The 21505-nt window shown below is 56.9% G+C and carries 20 protein-coding genes, 1 tRNA gene and 1 riboswitch; of the genes, 12 read left to right on the forward strand and 9 right to left on the reverse strand.

What is annotated here, in order from left to right; genetic code table 11:
- Positions 1 to 33 precede the first annotated feature (33 nt).
- The 5 genes from meaB to KI810_RS12620 all read right to left on the reverse strand — a co-directional run bounded on the left by meaB (position 34) and on the right by KI810_RS12620 (position 3575).
- Positions 34 to 984: a methylmalonyl Co-A mutase-associated GTPase MeaB gene (gene meaB, locus KI810_RS12600; protein WP_214175915.1), complete on the reverse strand. Its 951-nt coding sequence runs from the start codon at positions 982 to 984 to the stop codon at positions 34 to 36.
- Positions 971 to 1750: an enoyl-CoA hydratase/isomerase family protein gene (locus tag KI810_RS12605; protein WP_214175916.1), complete on the reverse strand. Its 780-nt coding sequence runs from the start codon at positions 1748 to 1750 to the stop codon at positions 971 to 973. The genes meaB and KI810_RS12605 overlap by 14 nt, the downstream gene beginning before the upstream one ends.
- A gap of 7 nt (positions 1751 to 1757) precedes the next feature.
- Positions 1758 to 2162 (reverse strand): cobalamin B12-binding domain-containing protein, encoded by a 405-nt coding sequence (locus KI810_RS12610; RefSeq protein WP_214175917.1) that lies wholly within the window; start codon positions 2160 to 2162, stop codon positions 1758 to 1760.
- Between the two features lie 93 nt (positions 2163 to 2255).
- Positions 2256 to 2786 (reverse strand): cob(I)yrinic acid a,c-diamide adenosyltransferase, encoded by a 531-nt coding sequence (locus tag KI810_RS12615; RefSeq protein WP_214175918.1) that lies wholly within the window; start codon positions 2784 to 2786, stop codon positions 2256 to 2258.
- Between the two features lie 12 nt (positions 2787 to 2798).
- Entirely contained in the window at positions 2799 to 3575 is a 777-nt protein-coding gene (locus tag KI810_RS12620; protein WP_246525611.1) for an enoyl-CoA hydratase/isomerase family protein, read from the reverse strand.
- A 188-nt stretch (positions 3576 to 3763) separates the two neighbouring features.
- Here KI810_RS12620 and KI810_RS12625 point away from each other — a divergent pair.
- A tRNA-Val gene (locus tag KI810_RS12625) sits at positions 3764 to 3838 on the forward strand.
- A 460-nt stretch (positions 3839 to 4298) separates the two neighbouring features.
- On the opposite strand, the gene KI810_RS12630 is transcribed toward KI810_RS12625, so the two are convergent.
- Both KI810_RS12630 and KI810_RS12635 read right to left on the reverse strand, forming a co-directional pair.
- The gene (locus KI810_RS12630) at positions 4299 to 4778 is read right to left on the reverse strand and encodes a hypothetical protein (protein ID WP_214175919.1); all 480 of its coding nucleotides are present in this window, start codon (positions 4776 to 4778) and stop codon (positions 4299 to 4301) included.
- Between the two features lie 664 nt (positions 4779 to 5442).
- A complete protein-coding gene (locus tag KI810_RS12635; RefSeq protein ID WP_214175920.1) occupies positions 5443 to 6615 on the reverse strand; it encodes an MFS transporter in 1173 nt (390 codons plus the stop codon).
- A gap of 200 nt (positions 6616 to 6815) precedes the next feature.
- Positions 6816 to 6937, forward strand: a riboswitch (cyclic di-GMP riboswitch).
- Between the two features lie 362 nt (positions 6938 to 7299).
- Here KI810_RS12635 and KI810_RS12640 point away from each other — a divergent pair.
- The 11 genes from KI810_RS12640 (at position 7300) to KI810_RS12690 (ending at position 19642) form a co-directional block, all read left to right on the forward strand.
- The gene (locus tag KI810_RS12640; RefSeq protein WP_214175921.1) at positions 7300 to 7728 is read left to right on the forward strand and encodes a heavy-metal-associated domain-containing protein; all 429 of its coding nucleotides are present in this window, start codon (positions 7300 to 7302) and stop codon (positions 7726 to 7728) included.
- Positions 7729 to 7740: 12 nt separating this feature from the next.
- Positions 7741 to 8205 carry a DUF2318 domain-containing protein gene (locus KI810_RS12645; protein ID WP_214175922.1) on the forward strand — a complete coding sequence of 155 codons (465 nt, stop codon included), beginning with the start codon at positions 7741 to 7743 and terminating at the stop codon, positions 8203 to 8205.
- Positions 8205 to 9365, forward strand: a complete 1161-nt coding sequence (locus KI810_RS12650) for an ABC transporter permease (RefSeq protein ID WP_214175923.1) — start codon at positions 8205 to 8207, stop codon at positions 9363 to 9365. Before KI810_RS12645 ends, KI810_RS12650 begins: the two co-directional genes overlap by 1 nt.
- 12 nt (positions 9366 to 9377) lie before the next feature.
- A complete protein-coding gene (locus KI810_RS12655; RefSeq protein WP_214175924.1) occupies positions 9378 to 10043 on the forward strand; it encodes an ABC transporter ATP-binding protein in 666 nt (221 codons plus the stop codon).
- 117 nt (positions 10044 to 10160) lie between these two features.
- Positions 10161 to 11468: a TolC family protein gene (locus KI810_RS12660; RefSeq protein ID WP_425513901.1), complete on the forward strand. Its 1308-nt coding sequence runs from the start codon at positions 10161 to 10163 to the stop codon at positions 11466 to 11468.
- A gap of 17 nt (positions 11469 to 11485) precedes the next feature.
- Positions 11486 to 12895, forward strand: coding sequence for an efflux RND transporter periplasmic adaptor subunit (locus tag KI810_RS12665; protein ID WP_214175925.1), 1410 nt, complete (start codon positions 11486 to 11488; stop codon positions 12893 to 12895).
- A gap of 102 nt (positions 12896 to 12997) precedes the next feature.
- Complete coding sequence (locus KI810_RS12670; RefSeq protein WP_214175926.1) at positions 12998 to 16135, forward strand: efflux RND transporter permease subunit; 3138 nt, start codon at positions 12998 to 13000, stop codon at positions 16133 to 16135.
- A 149-nt stretch (positions 16136 to 16284) separates the two neighbouring features.
- Complete coding sequence (locus KI810_RS12675) at positions 16285 to 16749, forward strand: hypothetical protein (RefSeq protein WP_214175927.1); 465 nt, start codon at positions 16285 to 16287, stop codon at positions 16747 to 16749.
- 89 nt (positions 16750 to 16838) lie between these two features.
- Positions 16839 to 18203, forward strand: coding sequence for a deoxyribodipyrimidine photo-lyase (locus KI810_RS12680; protein ID WP_425513902.1), 1365 nt, complete (start codon positions 16839 to 16841; stop codon positions 18201 to 18203).
- Between the two features lie 31 nt (positions 18204 to 18234).
- A complete protein-coding gene (locus KI810_RS12685) occupies positions 18235 to 19182 on the forward strand; it encodes a YbgA family protein (RefSeq protein WP_343213501.1) in 948 nt (315 codons plus the stop codon).
- Between the two features lie 85 nt (positions 19183 to 19267).
- Entirely contained in the window at positions 19268 to 19642 is a 375-nt protein-coding gene (locus KI810_RS12690) for a PilZ domain-containing protein (RefSeq protein WP_214175929.1), read from the forward strand.
- Positions 19643 to 19725: 83 nt separating this feature from the next.
- Here the strand turns inward: KI810_RS12690 and glyA are convergent, their stop codons facing one another.
- Complete coding sequence (gene glyA / locus KI810_RS12695; protein WP_214175930.1) at positions 19726 to 20973, reverse strand: serine hydroxymethyltransferase; 1248 nt, start codon at positions 20971 to 20973, stop codon at positions 19726 to 19728.
- Positions 20974 to 21053: 80 nt separating this feature from the next.
- Positions 21054 to 21500, reverse strand: coding sequence for a ribose 5-phosphate isomerase B (gene rpiB / locus KI810_RS12700; RefSeq protein WP_214175931.1), 447 nt, complete (start codon positions 21498 to 21500; stop codon positions 21054 to 21056).
- Positions 21501 to 21505: the final 5 nt, after the last annotated feature.

Here is a 21505-nt window from a genome sequence, read left to right on the forward strand (position 1 = left end):
CCATTTTTTCATCGACCGGGTCAAGGAAAAGGGTCAGGGACCGACCAGCAGCCGCTCCGCCACGATCTCTTCCACGGCACTGTAGGGGTCCTTCTCCCGGGTCATCATGCCGGCGACGATCTCGCGGAAACGGCCGTTCACCTCGATGTGACCGAAAACCTCGCTGAAGAGCCGCTCCCGCAGTATTTCCAGGAACTGCTTGGCGTTCTTTTCTTCGAGAAGGTGGCGGATCGCCCCGGAATCGTGGAGATACCCCCGGTGCGATTCGAATTCGTCCACCAGTTCCTCGATCCCCCGGTTTCGGCTCGCTTCGGTCTTGAGCACATGGGGCTGCCACCCCCTACCCCGGTCGGGATTCATCTCCAGCATGGTGACGAGTTCCCGGACGGTCCGGTCCGCATCGTCCCGGTCGGCCTTGTTGACCACGAACACGTCGCCGATCTCCAGTATTCCCGCCTTGATGGCCTGGATATCGTCACCGAGGCCCGGGACCATCACCACCGTGGTAGTGTGGGCCATGCTGACGATGTCAATCTCGTCCTGCCCCACGCCGACCGTTTCTACGATGACCACGTCCATCCCCATGGCATCGAGGACATTCACCACATCCCCCGTGGAGCGGGAAAGCCCCCCAAGGTGACCACGGGTGGCAAGACTGCGGATGAACACACCGGGATCGTCCGCATGGCGATTCATCCTGATCCGGTCCCCCAGGATGGCCCCGCCGGTAAAGGGGCTGGTCGGGTCGATCGCCACGATACCCACCGTCTTGCCGCGCTGCCGGTAGGCGGCCGTTATCTGGTCTACCAGCGTCGACTTGCCGGCACCGGGCGGACCGGTGATGCCGATGATATAGGCCTTGCCCGTGTGGGGATAGAGGATTTTCAACTCGTCAACGGCGCTCCGGAAGCCGTCGTCGATGTCGCGCATGAGGCGCGCCGCGGCCCGGATGTCCCCCGTCAGGATCTTTTCAGCGAGTGCCATGATTTTTCTTTCTGTTCAGGAATGACTGCATCTTCTCCGCCCGGGCCTCCGTGGCGAAGAGCGAAGAAAAGGCGCCCAGTTCCATCACGCAACCGCTCTTCAATTCCACGTCTTCACTGGCATTGATGATTTTTTTGCCGTAGAGGAGCGGTTCGACGGGATGAGCCGCTATCCGTCCGGCAAATGCCACCACGTCATCCCAGAAGCTCGCCGCGGGGAAGAGGCGGTTGATGAACCCCATCCGCAGCCCATCGGCCGCCGTGTAGGGGTCGGACGTCATGAATATCTCCCGGGCGAAGTTTTTCCCCACCAGTCGCGGCAGTTTCTGGGTACCGCAGAAACCGGTGATGATACCGAGCTTGGCGCCGGGGTGGGCAAAGAGAAGTGCATCGCTGCCGAGCCTGATGTCGCAGGCCAGGGCAAGGTCGCACCCTCCCCCCATGGTGATGCCGTTGAGGGCGCCGATGATCGGCTTGCCGCACTCCTCCATCTGGGCAAACAGTGACTGGCCCAGTTCGGCAAAGGCAAACCCCTCGGCGGGCCCGAAATCCCGCATCTGGGCAATGTCCGCCCCGACCGCGAAGGATTCGCCGGGGTAGCCGCTGAGGACAATGACGGTCACCGCCGGGTCGGCCTCAAGTTCGCCGAAGGCCCGCTTCAGTTCCCGCAGGGTGGTGATGGAGAGTTTGTTGAAACGGCTGCCGGACTGCATGAGGATAGAGCCGACCCGGTCGATAATCTCGATGTGGAGTTTCTTGTAGGGCATTGCTTCCTCAGGCGCGGGGCTGGACGTTGTCCTTCACCCATTTGACGATGTCTTCGGTGGACGTCCCCGGGGTGAAGACCTCCTTCATGCCGGCAGCTTTCAGACCGGGGATGTCGTCGTCCGGAATCACCCCGCCACAGAAGAGGGCGATATCGGCAGCCTGCTTCTCCCGGAACAGTTCGCACACCCTGGGAAGCAGGGTATTGTGGGCGCCGGAGAGGATGGACAATCCCACGCAGTCGACATCTTCCTGAATGGCAGCCGCCACGATCTGCTCGGGGGTCTGGTGCAACCCGGTGTAGATGACTTCGAAGCCGGCGTCACGGAATGCACGGGCAATGATCTTCGCCCCCCGGTCATGACCGTCCAGCCCCGGCTTTCCCACCATTACCCGCAATTTTCTTTCAGCCATGATATTCTCCTTTGCTAGCATTTATAGGTCAATAGTCATATTTTACAGAGATGAGTTATCCGGCACGGCCGAAGAAACCGCGACGAAATGCCGCTACTTTTCTATACCAACCCGGGCCCGCACCCCGGTTTTGTAATAGTGCTTGATCTCCCGCATCTCCGTCACCAGATCAGCGGCCTCGATGACCCGGGGATCGGCGTTGCGGCCGGTCAGGACCAGTTCCACGTCCGTCGGTTTCTGTCCCATGAGCTCCAGTACCTGCGCAACCTCTACAAGGCCGAACGAGACGGCGCCGTTGATCTCGTCAAGAATGACAAGATCGTACTTGCCCCCCGTAAGAGCCTGCCGGGCCAGTTCAAACGCCTCCTGGGCCAGGCGCCGGTCCTCCGGATCGGGATGGTCGCGGTCCACCCACCCTGCCCGGCCGGTGGGGATGATCGTCAGGTACGGGGCGAGGCGCTGGGCGGCCAGGTGTTCACCGTAGGGGCCTCCCCCCTTCATGAACTGAACCATGCAGACCATCATCTCCCGCCCGACGGCCCTGAGAGCCAGGCCGAGGGCCGCAGTCGTCTTCCCCTTGCAGTCTCCCGTATAGACCTGAATATGCCCCTGCTTGAGTTTCATGGCTCGTACCTCTCAGCGGCCGGGGAATCTGGCCGGCCGCTTCTCAAGAAACGCCCCCATCCCTTCCTTCTGGTCCTCGGTTGAAAAGCAGAGGGCAAAGGCATCCCGCTCCATAAGGCAGGCGTTGGCGAGGTCAATGTCGTAACCGGCATCGATGATCTCTTTACCCATGCGCAGGGAGAGGGGACCGCGACTGCAGATGGTCTGCATGAGTTCCAAGGCCTGGGCAAGCAGCTGATCAGGCTCGTAAACCCGGTTGACGAGCCCGATTGCGTGGGCCTCTGCTGCATTGATGCTGTCGCCGGTGAAAATGAGCTCTTTTGCCTTGGCCTTCCCCACGAGGCGGGCCAGGCGCTGGGTGCCGCCGAAACCGGGGATGATCCCGAGTTTGATTTCCGGAGCAGCGAAAAACGCCGCAGTGGATGCCACAATGAAATCGCAGGCCAAGGCGAGTTCCAGCCCTCCACCGAGGGCATGGCCGTTCACCACGGCCAGGACCGGCTTACCGACCCGCTCTATGGCGAACATCAGCTTCTGTCCGAGCTCAGCAAACTCCACCGCCGCCATGGGGCTCATGGCAGCCATTTCTCCGATGTCACCACCGGCGCAGAAGAATTTCCCTCCCCCGGTGATGATGACCCCCTTGACCTCCCGATCGTCCTTGAGTTTGCGAAAGGTTTCCAGAAGTGACTGTATCATGGCACCGCTCAGGCAATTGGCCGCCTCGGGCCGATTCAGCCTGACCAGCGCGATATCCCCTTCATGCTGCACCTGAACCGCTCTCGTCAAAACAGACTCCCATTTTAGCAGGAATAAAAAGCGGAGTTGAATATATCAACCGCGCTGTTTTGCTGTCAAGGTCTATTCAGCCACGTATAACGATTTTTTAATCCCGCTGAAAAGCGGCGTTGAGCGGCCTGCTGGCGCTTTCCTGCTTGACAGACGCTCCGCCTTTTGTTATTCAATAGGAACTTTTAGGGCGATTAGCTCAGCGGGAGAGCACTGCCTTCACACGGCAGGGGTCGCTGGTTCGAACCCAGCATCGCCCACCAAATTTAGAGGGAATCCAAACGGATTCCCTTTTTATTTTCAGAGCATTACAGATACACCCCTTACTTTCCCCACTCACCCTTTCCGTCATTCTGTAAACTTTCTGTAAAAAATAGGGGGTGATAATGGGGAATTTTACCCCTTTTTTAGAGGTCATATTCTCCCCCCTGTTCACACAACCTTTCAAGAAACGGCCAGAAAATTCTGCACAATTATATTTGTTCGGTTCGGATTAGCTAGTCCAAAATTAAAAGGAGTTTACAGACATCGTATCTGTAAACTCTTTTTTTGGTCTTCATAAAACCTTCTAATATAAACCCACTATTTTCAGACATCAATAAACCATAACCAGTGTACAAACAGGTTTAGGTTACGTTTACAAACACTTCAAATTGTACTAGACTGAGGTTATCCGTTCGGCTGGGGGGGATAATATAAGAGGTATATATTTGGCACCAAATACTACTTACAATTATTTTCATTTATACATCTAACACTACGTATTATATAGTCATTTGTGTGAAATGCTTGATACCCTACAGAATATTCTATGTTTTGATTAGTCCACTCGGTCATTATTGAATATGTCCAAAAGTCTGGCATTTCGTGTGTTGTTGTGGTTGTTTTGTTGTTGTTTCCGTTCTGCTTATTGTATAAGTCTAGTAGCAAGTAATAGTTTTTCATTGTGGTTTCATAAATTCTCGACACAGTTACTAATCTATCGTTTTTAAACTTAAATATATACTTTACTGTGGTTGCTTGGTCTTTTGGACTTGCGAAAATACCGTTTTCCACTTCTTTTATCTTGTATTGGTCTCTTTCTGTCAGTTTGTCATAAACATTTTTATATGTCATTGACAACTCGTATCCATCTATACCAACAGCATAAACAGCATTGTTCATTATTACTAACAGTATTAATATCCTGATTAATGTTTTCATATCCGTTCCCCTTCACCTTCCCTGTAAAGTGTCATCCACAATATTTTTCAGTAAAGGTCCCAAAAGGGGTATATATCACTTATTTTATTAATTGCAACTAATCTTATAAACCCTTGTACGTACAACCTTTACAGGAATCATTCAAAAAATTTTGTACACAATTTTTGACACATCTGGATTTAGAAAGGTAATTTCATTTCAATAAGTGGTTTCTGTACGTACAAAGGTCACAGGAATGGTCAAAAGTTAGGAAGCAGTATCTCCCCGTTCAGGTGTTTTTTAAACGTGTCCATTGTTCCCCCCTGACATTTCCCAAAAAGTGATTTTTACAGAAACATTCTGTAAAGTTTCTGTAAAAAAATGTCAACGGAAAAATTACATGAATTCAGGCAAGTTATTGAAATACAATAAATTATGTCCTATATTTCAACAAGTTACAGAAATTATCAACACATTGAAAATACAGGGTTTTTGTGTTTCTTCTTGGTTCGAACCCAGCATCGCCCACCAGAAATATCAAGGGACTAGCCAATTGGGCCAGTCCCTTTTTTTTTTACGCTGAAGTCCTGTGAACATATGCGGCATGGGTTTCCCCCGCAGTTTTGGCGCTCGACTGAGGGCAATGAAGTCCCTTAGTAGATGCGCAGAAACATTTGTTCCATAATCACTCACCAGACAGCTTCTGGCCGAGCCTGCCCCGCCCCATGATCAGTATACCCGAGAGCGCCGCAACTCCTCCCAGGATCAGGTTCACAACCAGAAAGGCGCGCTGTGTGCCGGAATGCTCCAGCGTACCCCAGAGCGTGCCGGCAAGGATACTCCCGAGCGCCTGTCCCGTCACTCGGGCGATGGAGAGCAGTCCTGAAGCGACTGTCGTGGTTCCTTCGGGTGCATTGGAAAGGACTGCGGCATTATTGGCTGCCTGAAAGAGCGCCCTGCCAAGTCCGATACCCAACAAACCCACAACTATTGAACCACTGACACCCTGGCCGATAGAGGCAAACATCAGCACAATACTGCCAAGCCAACTGATTCGATCATACCCGATCCTGTCGGACAGCTGGCCACAGCGGGGTCCCACAGCCATCAGGATTATGGGGGGAACGAGCATCATCAACCCGACTTTGCTGGGAGAGATTCCGACTGCTTCAAGGTAGAATGGCCAAACAAGGTTGGTGCCGAAGGATTGAACAAAGAAAAAAGCCGTGGAGAGCAGTGCCAGTATGAATCGCGGCGCATGGAGAGACCTGCGCAGCCCTTCTTTGAGGCCTACGCCGTGGAGGTCGGTTAATCTGCCGGAGAGAATCAAGGCAAGCAGTCCAAAGGGAAGGTTTATGTAGAAGATTGATTGCCAGCCGAACCATTCGACCAGAAAGCCCCCCAACGGCGGCCCCATAAGGGTTCCAGCCGCAACCGATCCCGACACCATGCCCAAGGCCCACCCACGATGCTCTTTGAAGGTAGAAGCTGTCATGCCGGGAACCAGACCGACAATACCTGCACCGGCGATCCCCTGGATGAACCGGAGCGCCAGGAGGGTGTGAAGGTTGGGGGAAATCACCAATATCTGGGAGATGAGGGCAAAGACAGCCAAGGAGAATCGGTAGACCTTGACCGTCCCGATCTTGCCGGCTAGACCTGACAGAGGCAGAAATGCAACTGCAGCTCCGATCAGGTAGAGCGAGGAGGCCCCCTGAACGGCAGCGGCATCGGTCCTGAAATGAGCGGCAAGTGAGGGGAGTGCCAGATTCAGCGCGCTGGAATCCACCGTGGACAGGATAACGCCTATCAGAAGTGCTGCCAGCCTTACATCAAAATGGGGTTTATCATCTGTCATGGCGTTTCAAATCCCTTAAGACTCAGTTCTGCTCGTCGGTACCGCTCGTCAGCCCATTCACCCGACCTCGCCACCTACCGGTCAAGCCCTGGGTGATCCTCCAGGGCCGCATGTCCTAGCGGCAATCGCACCGGCCCGCTCTAAAAAAATGTGACGACGCTTGACAATTGTTCTTGCTGCGTTACAGTTACATCAGCCTGTTTCCGAAACGGTAAACTTGGAAGAAATTCCGAGGGCACAAAGCTGACGGACCCGTTAACAAAGAGCATACCATCTTGTAGCAAGGATGGATTTCTTACTGACAGGTAGCCGAGCTCCCGAAGAAACAGGTGAAAATTTCAGGAAGCCGTTTCATCAATCACAGGTGATGGAACGGCTTTTTTTATTCCAAAAACTTCGAGATGGATTATTACGCATGGGGCACCGTAAAATCAAGACAGGAGTGCTTAGAACTTATCCACGCATGAATGAAAATTATCTGTTCGCTGATGCAGACAGGTCTCCCGTCGAAACGCCCCCCCGCCGTAGAAAATTCTACACCCGTAGGCGAATATTCTTCTTAATTAAATCACCTGTCCTCAACACCCACCGATAAATTTGTATTTGATATTAGCCGGTTACACTTATAAAAACAATTGGCACGACACTTGATAAGAGAACTGTGTCAACGCAAGGAGGTTTATCATGCGCGCAAAAAACATAGGTACCACGTTCCTCATAATCACGGTCGTCACCTTGCTGGTGGTCCTCGCTTTTCACGTAAGAATCGGCGCGACGGCAGACTCCGTCGTAGTCCTGAGGACGACCGGCATGACCTGCGGCAGCTGCTCAAGCAAGATAACCAAAACGCTCCAACGTGAGAAAGGTGTTGCCGTGACTGAAGTGGATATTGACGGTGGCTGGGTCATCGTCGGTTATGACACGAAAACGGCCCATCCTGAAAAACTCGCCCAAAAGGTAAGTGAAGCCGGGTTTGGCAGCAATGTGTACGCTGTGCTGACGCCGGAAGAGTTCAGGCAGATTGCGGGCAGGGAGATCGGCACAAGCGCCTCCTCGGCAGGATGCGGAGGGTGCGGAACGAAGGGTGGATGCGGTACTCAACAACAGAACTAAAAGGAGATAGAAATGTCGGTAATTCGGACAAAACATGCGGTTTGGACAGCGGTCGTTATCGTGGCGTTGCTGATCGGAGCCATAAGGGTATCGGCCTTCTCTCTGGGGAAGTATGAAAAGGTGAAGGTGAGTGGCGGTGTCGCAACGATACCCGTTGCCAAGCTGGCCGACGGCAAGGCCCACTTCTATAAATTCGAGGATGGGGGCAAGGAGATCACCTTCTTCGCGATAAAAACGGCCGACGGCAGCTACAAGACCGCCTTCGACGCCTGCGATGCCTGCTTCAAGTCCAAGAAGGGGTACGAACAGCAGGGGGACAAGATGAACTGCAAGAACTGCAACCAGAAGTTCGCCATCAATCGCCTCGGTCCCAACGCCACCGGCGGCTGCAATCCCGGTTACCTTCCCCATCAACTGAACGGCAGCACCATCTCCATTTCAGTAAATGACCTCAAGGGGGGAGCGAGATACTTCTGATGAAACTGCACACCATTTCCATCAACAACCTGAAACGGCGCAAGGCCAAGATGGCATTCCTGACCATCGGCCTGATGGTGGGAATCGCCACCATCGTCACCCTGGTGACCCTCACCCGCTCCATGTCCAGCGACATCGAGCGGAAGATGGACGAGTTCGGCGCCAATATCCTCATCACTCCCCAGAGCAACGGTCTCTCCATGAACTATGGAGGCATCAGCCTGGGGGGTGTGACCTTCGATCAGCGCGAGATTATCGAAAGCGATCTGGCAAAGATCAAGACCATCGCCAACCACAAGAACATCTCGGCGGTCAGTCCCAAGGTGCTGGGGGGGGTTACCGTCAACAACCACGACGTGCTGCTGGTGGGAGTTCACTTCGAGAGCGAACTGAAGATGAAGCAGTGGTGGAAGGTCTTCGGGACCGAGCCGAAGAGTGAGCACGACCTGCTCCTCGGCTCCGACGCTGCCAAGGTGCTGAACGTTTCTCCCGGCGACAGCCTGACCATCAAGGGAGAGAGCTTCACCGTAGCCGGCGTTCTGGACCAGACCGGCTCCCAGGACGACTCCCTGGTGTTCGCCTCTCTGCCCAAGACCCAGAAGCTGCTCGGCAAGGAAGGCAAAATCACCCTGGCCGAGGTTGCGGCACTCTGTTCCGGTTGCCCCATCGGCGACATGGTGACCCAGATTGCCGAGAAAATACCGGATGCCAAGGTATCGGCCATTCAACAGGTAGTGGAAGGACGTCTCAAGGCCCTGGACCAGTTCAAGCGATTCTCTTACGCCATGGCCGGCGTGGTGGTATTCATCGGTTCCTTGATCGTTTTCGTCACCATGATGGGAAGTGTCAACGAGCGGACCACCGAGATCGGCGTCTTCCGGGCCATCGGTTTCCGCAAGTCCCATATCATGCGGATCATCCTGTTTGAGGCGGCGCTGGTCAGTCTCCTGGCCGGCTTTCTTGGGTATGCCGCCGGGATGGGTGGTGCGAAACTGGCGCTCCCCTTCATGGCGGAAAGCAAAAACGCCCACCTGGTCTGGGACACAACCATTGCCTTTGGCTCTATCGGACTGGCATTGACGCTCGGTCTCCTGGCAAGCCTCTACCCGGCGCTGCACGCATCTAAGATGGATCCAACCGAAGCGTTGCGGGCACTTTGAAACGAGGACATCATGGCACTTATTGAGATAACCAAGGTAAAGAAGCAGTACTCCAGCGGTGATGATGTCGTCGAGGCACTGCGCGGTGTGGATATTACCATCGAGGCAGGCGAATTCATCACCATCATGGGGCAGTCCGGTTCCGGGAAAAGCACCCTTCTCTCCGTACTCGGCGGGATGAACCACCCGACCACGGGCGAAGTGGAGATGGCCGGCGTCAAGCTGTACCAGCTTCCCGGCGAAAAGCTGGCCGACTTCCGGGCGAAGAACCTGGGGTTCGTTTTCCAGTCGTTCCATCTCATCACCTACCTGACCGCCCTTGAGAACGTCATGCTCCCCCTTGCCATCGTAAAGATGAAGGGTTCGGAAAAAACCGCTGCCGCGCGGCGCGCGCTGGAACGGGTCGGCCTTGGCAACAAGACAGACCGGCTCCCCAACCAGCTCTCCGGCGGTGAACAGGAGCGGGTGGCCATCGCCCGGGCCATCGTCAACAATCCCCATATCCTCCTGGCGGACGAGCCGACCGGGAACCTGGATTCAAAGACCAGCGAAGAGGTCATGGCGCTGTTCAGGGAGCTGAACGACGCCGGCCAGACCGTTGTCATGGTAACACACAATCCGGAAAACGGGGCCTACGCGGACCGTACCATTCACCTGAAGGACGGCATGGTCATGTGAGAACCAACGGAAAACTGGCCGGCGCTTGCTGGACTTTGATTAATAACGCTGTATGTTCAATATGATATATGAGCGATACATTCTGTAATTCTGCTCTTAAATGTCCCCGAGGTTACCATGAATATGCGTATCGGTCTATTTGTCATCGCCCCCATCATGGCGTTGAATGTGAGCTTCACCCACGCCGCAGACGCACCTCCCGAACATCTCGCCAATCTCGTGGCCTCCGCCCTCGCCAACAATCCGGAACTGAAGTCTTCCCAGTCCCGCTGGCAGATGTTCGCCAACAAGGCCAAGCAGGCATCGGCCCTGGAAGACCCGATGTTCATGTTCAAGCTCCAGAACATGCTCGCCCGCGAGCCGTTTGTTTTCAACAAGGATCCCCAGTCCGCCAAGGTGATCGGCATCTCCCAGCAGGTGCCCTTCTGGGGCAAGCGTGCTCTCAGGGAGGAGGTCGCCCGGTACGAGGGGGAGTCATATAAATGGGCCGTTGAGGAGCGCAAGCTCGAATTGGCTCGCATGGTCAAGGAGACCTACTACCAGCTCTATGCCGTGGACAAATCATTAGAGATCGTCGGTAAAAACCTGAAGGTCATCGATGATTTCGTGACGATCGCGGAGACGAAGTACTCGGTTGGCCAGGGGGTGCAGCAGGACATCTACAAGGCCGGCCTTGAAAAATCCAAGATGCTCGACATGCAGATCACCCTCCGGCAGCAGCGCAAGAGCCTGGAAGCCAACCTGAACTACCTTCTCTACCGGCCGGTAAATACGCCGGTCGGCACCATTGCCGAGTTCACCCTGCCACAGCTTACACTCTCCGCCGAACAGCTGAACGAGACCGCCTTTGAAAAGCGCCCCCAGGTAAAAAGCCTCACCATGCTGGCCGAAAAGGGGAAGGCCTCACACCGTCTGGCAGAGAAAGAGTTCTATCCCGATTTCAATCTCTCCTTCGAGTACATGTTCAAGGAACGTGTCGCCACCGACATGGTAAACGATCCCGGTTACAACATGTTCAGCGTCGGCCTGACCTTCAACCTCCCGCTTCAGCAGGAACGCCGCCGGGCCATGCTGGCCGAATCCACGTCCGAAACGAGCATGGCAACTGAAGAATTGAACGTGCTCAAGAACAGCATCAGGTATTCCATCAACGACATTCTTGCTCAGATGGAACGTCGCCAGAAACTGGTGGAACTGTACACTAGCGGCATCATCCCCCAGGCGGAGCAATCCCTGGAGTCGGCGGTCATCGGCTACCGGGTGAACAAGGTGGACTTCCTGACCCTCCTCGATGGACGGGTGAATCTGTTCAACTACGAGCGGGAATTGTACGAATCCCGGGCCGAGTACATGATGAAACTGGCACAACTGGAAGCAGCAGTGGGGATGGAGTTGACAGCCGCTCCGTCCCAAGAGGCCAAATAAGAACAAAGGAACCTGCCATGTCCTTGAACAAAAAGATTGCCGTTCCCCTGATTATCCTGATTGTCGTCGCGCTGGCCGGCGGAGGCTGGTACGCCTGGCAGCATAAAGGCCACGACCACGAGGCCGAAAAAGCGGCACAGGGCAAGCAGCTCTATACCTGCTCCATGCACCCGTTCATCATCAAGGACAAGCCGGGCACCTGCCCGATCTGCGGTATGGAACTGATCAAGAAGATCGACGGCGCGGCCGGTGGTGCCCAGACCCCCGAGCAGAAACAGCAGGCCGAGATGATTGGCCATGTCTCCCTCTCTCCTACCCAGCGGGTGATGGCGAACGTGGCAACCGTGGAGGCGAAGCAGCAGTCGCTCAGCAAGGAGATCAATGCCGTCGGCATCGTCCAGTTCGACCAATCACGCCAGGCCAGGGTCACCGCCTGGATCGCCGGCCGCATCGACAAGCTGAACGTCGACACCGTCGGCGCTTTCGTGTCCAGGAACAAACCGGTAGCCGAAGTCTACTCCCCCGACCTGCTGGCGACCCAGCAGGAGTACCTGCTGGCCATCAGGAGCCGTGACCAGTTGAAGAACTCCCCCATTCCTTCCATTTCCCAGAATGGCGACGGACTCGTGGCATCGGCAAAACAGCGGCTGATGCTCTTCGGGGTCAAGGAGAGCCAGATCGCCGAACTGGAAAAGGCGGGCAAGCCGAACATCCGGCTCCCCATCTACACGCCGCTCTCCGGTGTCGTCATCGAAAAGATGGTCCAGCAGGGGCAGTACGTCAACACAGGTGACCCTCTGTTCAACATCGCCGACCTCTCCACGGTCTGGGTGGAGGTGGAGGTCTACGAAAACGAATTCCCCAATATCCGCATCGGGCAGAAGGTGGAGATCCGTTCCCAGTCCTTTCCCGGCAAACCCTTCACGGGCCGGGTCGCGTTCATCTACCCCTTCCTCGACCCCAAGACCAGGACCGTCAAGGCCCGGGTGGAGATGCCCAACCCCGGCATGCAGCTGAAGCCGGACATGTTCGTCAACGCCATCATCAAGGTGCCGCTCGGTTCGGCAATCGTCGTCCCGATTACGGCGGTCATGGACACCGGCAAGCGCCAGGTGGTCTGGGTGGAGAGCGAGCCCGGCATGTTCGAACCGCGTGATGTCCAGGTCGGACAGCAGACCGACGACAAGATCCAGGTGCTGTCGGGGCTCAAGCCGGGCGACAAGGTGGCGGTTTCCGGCGGTTACCTGATCGACTCCGAATCACAGCTCAAAGGTGGCGGCGGCCAGGACCATAGCCAGCACAGCGGTGTCAAGCCGGAGGCCACAGGTGAGCCTGCACCGGCCGGCCACAAGGGTCATGCGGCACCAGATGCGGCGAAACCGGCTCCGGCCAAGAAGCCGCTGAACATGGATGATATGAAGATGTGAAATAAGCAGGGACTAGGGACTGGGGATTGGTTTAGATTCTAACTCTTGATTCATGCCTTTAACTAGTCCCGAGTCCCCAGTCCCCAATCCCGAGGTTCTTGAATGATTGAAAAAATCATCGAATACTCCGCCCGCAACCGGGTCATCGTCCTCATGCTCTTCGGGCTCATCATCGCCTGGGGCGTCTGGTCGGTCTACAAGACCCCGGTGGATGCCATACCCGACCTGTCGGACAACCAGGTGATCGTCTTTACGGACTATCCGGGCCGTTCTCCCCAGGTGGTGGAGGACCAGGTCACCTATCCCCTGGCGGTGAACCTCCAGGGGCTCCCCCAGGTCAAGGCGGTGCGCGCCTCCAGCGCTTTCGGCTTCTCCATGATCTACGTCATCTTCGATGACAAAGCGGATATCTACTGGGCCAGGACCCGGGTGCTGGAGCGGCTGAACTACGCCGCCTCCCTCCTCCCCCCCGGTGTCGTCCCCACCCTCGGCCCGGACGGCACCGGCGTGGGGCATGTTTTCTGGTACACCATCGAGGGGAAAGGCTACGACCTGGAGCAGCTCAGGACCCTGCAGGACTGGTTCGTCCGCTACCAGTTGAACACCGTCCCGGGGGTTGCCGAGGTGGCATCCATCGGCGGTCTGGTGCGCGAGTACCAGATCGACCTCGACCCGAACAAACTCTTTGCCTACAACATCAAGGTCGGCAAGATCATGGAAGCGGTCAAGGCGTCCAACAAGGACGTGGGGGGGAAGCTGATCGAGCAGGCCGACGCCGAATACCTGATCCGCGGCCGCGGCTACGTCACCTCCAAGGCCGACCTGGAAAACATCGTCGTTGGCGCCGACATGCGCGGCACCCCCATCTATGTCAAGAACCTGGGGACCGTCCAGATGGGGGGGGCGATCCGGCGCGGCATGCTCGACATGAACGGCGAGGGTGAGGCGGTTGGCGGCATCGTGGTCATGCGCTACGGCGAAAATGCCAAGGATGTCATCGACCGGGTCAAGGTGAAGATCAAGGAACTTGAGAAAGGATTGCCCCCCGGGGTCAAGATCATGGTCTCCTATGACCGTTCCGACCTGATTTCCCGTGCCATCGACACACTGAAGCACGCGCTGCTGGAAGAATCGGTAGTGGTCTCACTGGTCATCCTGATCTTCCTGCTCCACTTCCAGAGCTCCCTCGTCATAGTTCTGACCCTCCCCATCGCGGTGCTCATCTCCTTCATCACCATGAAACTCATGGGGGTCACCTCCAACATCATGTCCCTGGGGGGGATCGCCATCGCCATCGGCGTCCTGGTGGATGCCGGGGTCATCATGGTGGAGAACTGCTACCGCCACCTCTCCGAGATGCCGCCCGAAGAGCGGGCCGAAAAGCGGCTGGAGGTGATCATCGCCAGCGCCAAGCAGGTGGGTCGCGCCATCTTCTTCTCCCTGGCCATCATCGTGCTCTCCTTCGTGCCGGTCTTCCTTCTGGAAGGGCAGGAAGGGAAGATGTTCCATCCGCTCGCCTTCACCAAGACCTTCTCCATGATGGGGTCGGCTGTCATCGCCATCACCCTGGTGCCGGTCCTGATGTACTACTTCATGCGCGGCAAGATGCCGCCGGAGAGCGCCAACCCGGTTTCCACCTTCTTCATACGGCTCTATTCGCCGGTCATCCGCTGGGTGCTGGTCTGGAAGAAGACCACCATCGCCCTCAACCTTGTGGCGCTGCTGATTGCCGTACCGATGTTCATGAAGCTGGGGAGCGAGTTCATGCCCCCCCTGGATGAGGGGTCGCTCCTCTACATGCCGGTCACGCTCCCCAACGTTTCCATCACCGAGGCGAAGCGGCTGATCCAGGTGCAGGACAAAATCATCAAAAGCGTCCCCGAGGTGGAGCACGTGCTCGGCAAGGTGGGTCGGGCAGAGACCTCCACCGACCCGGCACCGGTCTCCATGTTCGAGAGCATCATCATCCTCAAGCCCAAGGATCAGTGGCGACCGGGGATCAAGAAGGCGGACATCGTCGCCGAACTTGACGCTAAGCTGCAGATACCAGGGGTGCGCAACGGCTGGACCCAGCCGATCATCAACCGGATCAACATGCTCTCCACCGGGGTGCGCACCGACCTGGGGGTCAAGATATTCGGCTCCGACCTGAACGTGCTCAAGGACCTGGCAGTGCAGGCGGAAGCGATCCTCAAGCCGATCAACGGCGCGGCCGACGTGGTGGCGGAGCGGGTCACGGGGGGCAACTACATCGACATCGACATCGACCGGGAAGCGGCCGCCCGCTACGGCGTCAATGTGGGTGATATTCAGGATGTGATCGAGACCGCCCTGGGGGGCGAGATGCTCTCCACCACCGTCGAGGGGCGCAATCGTTTCCCGATCCGGATCCGCTACCTGCGGGACTACCGTGACAGCATCCCGGCCATTCGCCGCATCCTGGTGTCGGGGATGGACGGTGCCCAGGTGCCCCTTTCCCTGGTGACGAAGCTGAAAATATCCACCGGGGCGCCGGAAATCAACAGCGAAGGGGGGCTTTTGCGCTCCATCGTTTTCCTCAATGTGCGCGGCAGGGACATGGGGGGCTTCGTAACTGAGGCCAAGGACGTTCTGGAAAAGCAGTTGAAACTCCCCCCGGGCTACTATGTGGCCTGGTCGGGGCAGTGGGAAAACCAGATCCGGGCCAAGGCCCGCCTCCAGATGCTCGTGCCAGCGGGCATGCTCATCATCTTCATTCTCCTCTACTTCACCTTCCACTCGGCCCTGGAGGCGAGCATGGTCATGCTTTCGGTCCCCTTCGCGCTGGTGGGAGGGGTCTACCTGGTGTCGGCCCTGGGGTATAACATGTCGGTGGCGGTCTGGGTCGGCTTCATCGCCCTGTACGGCATTGCGGTGGAGACCGGGGTGGTGATGGTCATCTACCTGCACGAGGCCCTGGACAAGAAGCTCATTAAGGGGCCCTGCACCGAGCAGGATATCTACGACGCCACCTTCGAGGGGGCGGTGCTGCGGCTGCGTCCCAAGCTGATGACCGTCGCGGTGGCCCTCATCGGCCTGATCCCGATCATGTGGTCAAGCGGCACCGGCGCCGACGTGATGAAGCCGATCGCCGCCCCCATGATCGGCGGGATGATCTCCTCGGCGGTGCATGTGCTTATCATGACGCCGGTGATCTTTGTGCTGATGAAGAAGCGTGAACTCAGGAAAGGAACGCTGAAGTATTCGGGGATGAAGCATTGAGAAGAATATTCTTATCCATGGTGTGGATTATTCAACATTGTGCCTCGTTTGACTTGAAATAACCACTGTATTTACAGCATGTTTTATGGTGGCATGCAGTATGCTAAAATCAGAACAGACAGCATTACCCACGAAAAGGAGAAAACCACATGAAAAAAATTACCGTACTGATTGCAGCACTTTTTGCCCTCGCGGCCCCCATGGCATCTTTTGCCATGGACCATGCTTCCATGGATATGGGACATGGGAGCCATCAAGGGGATGTGGCCCATGAGGAGGTTGTGGACGGTGTCAAGGCGACCTTCAAGGTCATGAGCATGAAGGAACACCTGAAGGCCATGAAGATGGAGATGCCGAAGGGGATGAAGGAGACCCACCACATCGCGGTCGAGTTCAAGGATGTCAAGAGCGGCAAGGCCCTGACCGAAGGAGAAGTAAAGGTGAAGGTGCAGAATCCGGACAAAACCGACCAGACCAAGGACCTGATGGGGATGCAGGGGCACTTCGGGGCCGATTTCGACCTGTCCAAAAAGGGGAAGTACGGCGTGATGTGCAAGTTTCAGTTGAAGGACGGCAAGGTGCGTAACGCCAAGTTCTGGTACACGGTCAAGTAGAACTCCTCACGAGGGGCAGTCCAGCTCGAAAGGACTGCCCCTTTTTCAGCTTATCTTTATAGATGCAGGAGAGACTTGAAGGTGAGGCCGTGATCGTAACCGCCATGATGCCCCAGCGCATATGCTCCCTCAATAACGCCCCCGTCACCAAGGGTCCGGTTGTCTACTGGATGAGCCGCGACCAGAGGGTGGCCGACAACTGGGCGCTTGTCCATGCCCAGGCCCTGGCACTGGAACGGCAGGTCCCCCTGGCCGTGGCTTTCACGCTGGCGCCGGCATTTCTCGGCGCGACGCTCCGCCAGTACGCCTTCATGCTGAAAGGACTGGCGGAAACGGCCCGTCGCCTTGCCGACCTGAACATCCCCTTCTATCTTCTCCACGGCGAACCGCCCGACGAGATCTGCCGCTTTGCCCGGCTCCATGACATCGGAACGGTGGTGACCGATTTCGACCCCCTGAGGGTCAAGCGGGCCTGGCGTGAAGAGGCCGCGGTGCGGTTGGAAATCCCTGTCGTTGAGGTGGATGCCCACAATATCGTGCCATGTCGGCTCGCTTCGGGAAAACTGGAGTTCGGCGCCTACACCCTCCGTCCCAAAATCCAGCGTCTGCTCCCCGATTTCCTCCACGAATTCCCACCCCTCCAGCACCACCCATTCCCTTGGCCGTCCCCCCCGGAAACATTCGCAGTCGATTCTGTCCTGGCGACACTCGCCATTGACCGTACGGTCCCCGAAGCAGCCTGGCTCCTCCCGGGAGAAGCGGAGGGACACCAACGGCTGGCTGCATTCATCGCCCATGGCCTCGCCAGCTACGATTGCCGGCGCAATGACCCGTGCGCGGATGGTCAGTCGGGACTTTCACCGTATCTGCACTTCGGCCAGCTGGCCCCCCAGCGGGTGGCGTTGGAGGCCCGCCGTCATCACCCCTCTTCGCCCTCTGCCCTGGCTTTTCTGGAGGAATTGATCGTGCGGCGGGAGTTGTCGGATAATTTTTGCCTGTATAATCCCTTCTATGACAGCGTGCAGGGATTCCCGTCCTGGGGCGTGCGAACCCACGACGAACACCGCCACGACCGGCGCGAGTATGTCTATTCGAGGGAGCAGTTTGCGGCAGCCGCCACCCACGATCCTCTCTGGAACGCTGCCCAGCGGGAAATGGTCACGACCGGCAGGATGCACGGCTATCTGCGCATGTACTGGGCAAAAAAAATCCTTGAGTGGACACCGACTCCGGAGGACGCCCTGGCAACCGCGATCTACCTGAACGACCGCTACCAGCTGGACGGCCGGGACCCCAACGGCTATGCCGGCATCGCCTGGAGCATCGGCGGGGTCCACGACCGTGCATGGGGCGAACGTCCCGTTTTCGGGAAAATACGTTACATGAACGCAGCTGGTTGCAAACGGAAGTTCGATGTGCGTGAATATATCCGGCGCTATCAGGGTGACCATTGAAATGACGCACCCTTTACCGGAAGGAGAAGGCGTGACGAGCCAGATAAGGATTGGTGTCAGTTCCTGCCTGCTGGGGGAAAAAGTCCGCTACGACGGGGGGCACAAGCATGATCGCTACCTGACCGATATTCTCGGCCGGTTTTTCCAGTTCGTACCGGTCTGCCCCGAAGTGGAGTGCGGCATGTCGATCCCGCGGGAAGCAATGCGCCTTGAGGGGGACCCTGCCGCCCCCCGCCTGGTAACCAACCGGACCCGCATCGACAAGACGGGCCAGATGCTCGACTTCTGCAGAAAGAAGGTTGTGGAACTGGAAGGCGAAGACCTCTGCGGTTTCATCTTCAAAAAGGATTCCCCCAGCTCTGGCCTCTACCGAGTCAAGGTCTACAACCAAGGGGTCCCCGCAAAAAGCGGCAGCGGACTGTTTGCCGCCGCGGTGGTCCGCCATTTCCCCCTCCTCCCGGTGGAAGAGGAGGGGCGACTCAACGATCCGCACATCCGGGAAAACTTCATCGAACGGGTCTTCACCCTGCGCCGCTGGAAGGATTTCCTGCGGGGGGAGAAAAGTATCGGCGCGCTGGTCACGTTCCACACGTCCCACAAACTCCTCGTCATGGCTCACAGCCCCAGCCATTACCGGGAAATGGGTGCATTGGTCGCCCATGGCACCGAAATGCCGCTGGACCAGCTGCTCGAGCGCTACCGGCACCTCCTCACGGAGGCGATGGCCCTCCATGCCACCGTCAGCAAACAGACCAACGTGCTCCACCATATCATGGGATATTTCAAGAAGGTTTTGACAGCGGCTGAAAAAGCGGAACTGGTGGAGGTCATCGCCCGGTATCACGACCATCTCGTACCACTCATCGTCCCCCTGACCCTCCTCAATCACTACGTGGCCAAATACAACCAAACCTACCTCAGGGGGCAGATATACCTTACCCCTCACCCTGCGGAATTGATGCTGAGAAACCATGTATAATTCTGGAAATACTTGGCGAGACTGGACCACGAAACAAAACAGGATATACTGTACAATAAGATTTTCTTCGCAGAATGGAATAGTTATGGAAAAGCGCCATTTCAAACGACTGAGTTACTGGGCTGAGGCTGACCTCTTCTGTAACGGTGAGGAGCTGCAGGGTTCCGTGGAAAACCTCAGTTTCAGAGGCCTGTATTTCCGATCCGATACCCCCCTCCCCTCCTGCAAAACGGCGGATATCACTGTCCACTTCGCCGGCAGGACATCCCCCCTTGTCATCCACCTGGAGGGTGCCGTCGTGTGGCGGACGGAACAGGAGATCGGCATGGAGTACACCCGCACCGACCCGCGCTCCTTCTCACGGCTCAAAAACATTCTTGCGTATAATTACAAAGCCCCGGAAGAGTTCAGCGACGAATTCCGCCACTGCGCGGCAATCCTCGAACGGCAGGAGTCCTGAACCAGTCCTGGCTTGCGCGGCAACACACAAAAAAAGGGACAACGTCATGTTGTCCCTTTTTTGCTGCGCAGGAGAAAAATTGCTTACTGGAGTCGTTTGGCATAAAGCGGAAAGCGCCGCATGAGCGCATTCACCCGCCCCTTGACCTCCGCCAGTTTTGCCTCGTCCGCCACATTGGCAAGGACATCGGCGATACAGGCAGCCACTTCCTCCATCTCCTTCTCCTTGAGCCCGTGGCTCGTCGCCGCAGGGGTACCGATCCGGATGCCGGAGGTGACGAAGGGGGAACGGGTCTCAAACGGCACGGTGTTCTTGTTCACGGTAATCCCCGCCCGGTCGAGTGCCTCCTCGGCCACCTTGCCGGTCAGTTCGGTGCCGGAAAGGTCCATCAGCATCAGATGGTTGTCCGTACCGCCGGAAACCAGCTTGAATCCGCGCGCCATGAGCCCTGCGGCAAGCACCTGGGCATTTTTCACGATCTGCTGCTGGTACGCCTTGAATTCGGGGGCGAGGGCCTCCTTGAAAGCCACCGCCTTGGCGGCGATCACGTGCATGAGCGGACCACCCTGGATGCCGGGGAAAATGTTGGAGTTGAGGGTCTTGGCGAACTCCTCCCGGCAGAGGATCATGCCGCCGCGGGGTCCCCGCAGGGTCTTGTGGGTGGTGGTCGTCACGAATTCTGCAAAGGGGACGGGGCTCGGATGGAGTCCGGCAGCGACCAGACCGGCGATGTGAGCCATATCCACCATCACCACGGCACCCACCTTGTCGGCAATCCTGCGGAAAGCCGCAAAGTCGAGGATGCGCGGATAGGCACTTGCCCCCACCACGATCATCTTCGGCTTGTGCTCCACCGCCAGCCGCTCCACCTCGTCATAATCGATGGTCTGCGTCTCCGGAGAGACACCATAGGGGACGACGTTGAAGAAACGTCCCGAGAAATTCACCGGGCTGCCATGGGTAAGATGGCCACCATGGGAAAGATTCATCCCGAGGATGGTGTCTCCCGGCTTGAGCACCGTGAAATAGACCGCCATGTTGGCCTGGGAGCCGGAATGGGGCTGCACATTGGCATGGTCCGCGCCGAACAGCTCCTTTGCCCGCTCGATGGCAAGGTTTTCGACGATATCCACGTGGTGGCAGCCGCCGTAGTAGCGCTTGCCCGGATATCCTTCGGCATACTTGTTGGTGAGCACCGAACCCTGGGCCTCCATCACCGCTTCGGAAACGAAATTCTCCGAGGCAATCAACTCCAGGTTATATTCCTGCCGTTCGGTTTCCAGCCGGATGGCACGGGCCACATCCGGATCAAACGATTCCAGAAAAGACATACGGTCGCTCCTTGAGGGTTATGAAAAAGGAAACGGGACCTTGCAAGTCCCGTCGGTATTACAGGGTAAAGCCGGCAATGCTATTTGTACAGGTCCCGCTCCAGGGCGGTAATCTTGTCAAGGCGTCCCTGGTGCCGCCCACCTTCGAAGGTTGCGTCGAGCCAGATGGACACCATGTCCCGTGCCTTGTCCGAATCAAGCACGCGTCCGCCGAGCACCAGGATGTTGGCGTTGTTGTGTTCCTTCGCCATCTGGGCCATGAAGGCATCGGTAACGAGGGCAGCCCGCACCCGCGGGTATTTGTTGGCAACGATGGACATCCCTATGCCGGTGCCGCAGAAGAGGATCCCCTTCTCCACTTCACCGGCAGAGACTTTACGCGCAACCTTTTCTCCGAAGTCGGGATAATCCACCGAACTGCCGTTATCGGTACCGCAATCGACTACGGCAACACCGCGCTCGCGGAGAAGTTCCTTTATGGACTCCTTGAGCTCAAGACCTCCGTGATCACTTCCCAACGCAACCATCGCTT

Origin of the sequence: Geomobilimonas luticola (assembly GCF_018476905.1) — a bacterium.
GTDB classification, from domain to species: domain Bacteria; phylum Desulfobacterota; class Desulfuromonadia; order Geobacterales; family Geobacteraceae; genus Geomobilimonas; species Geomobilimonas luticola.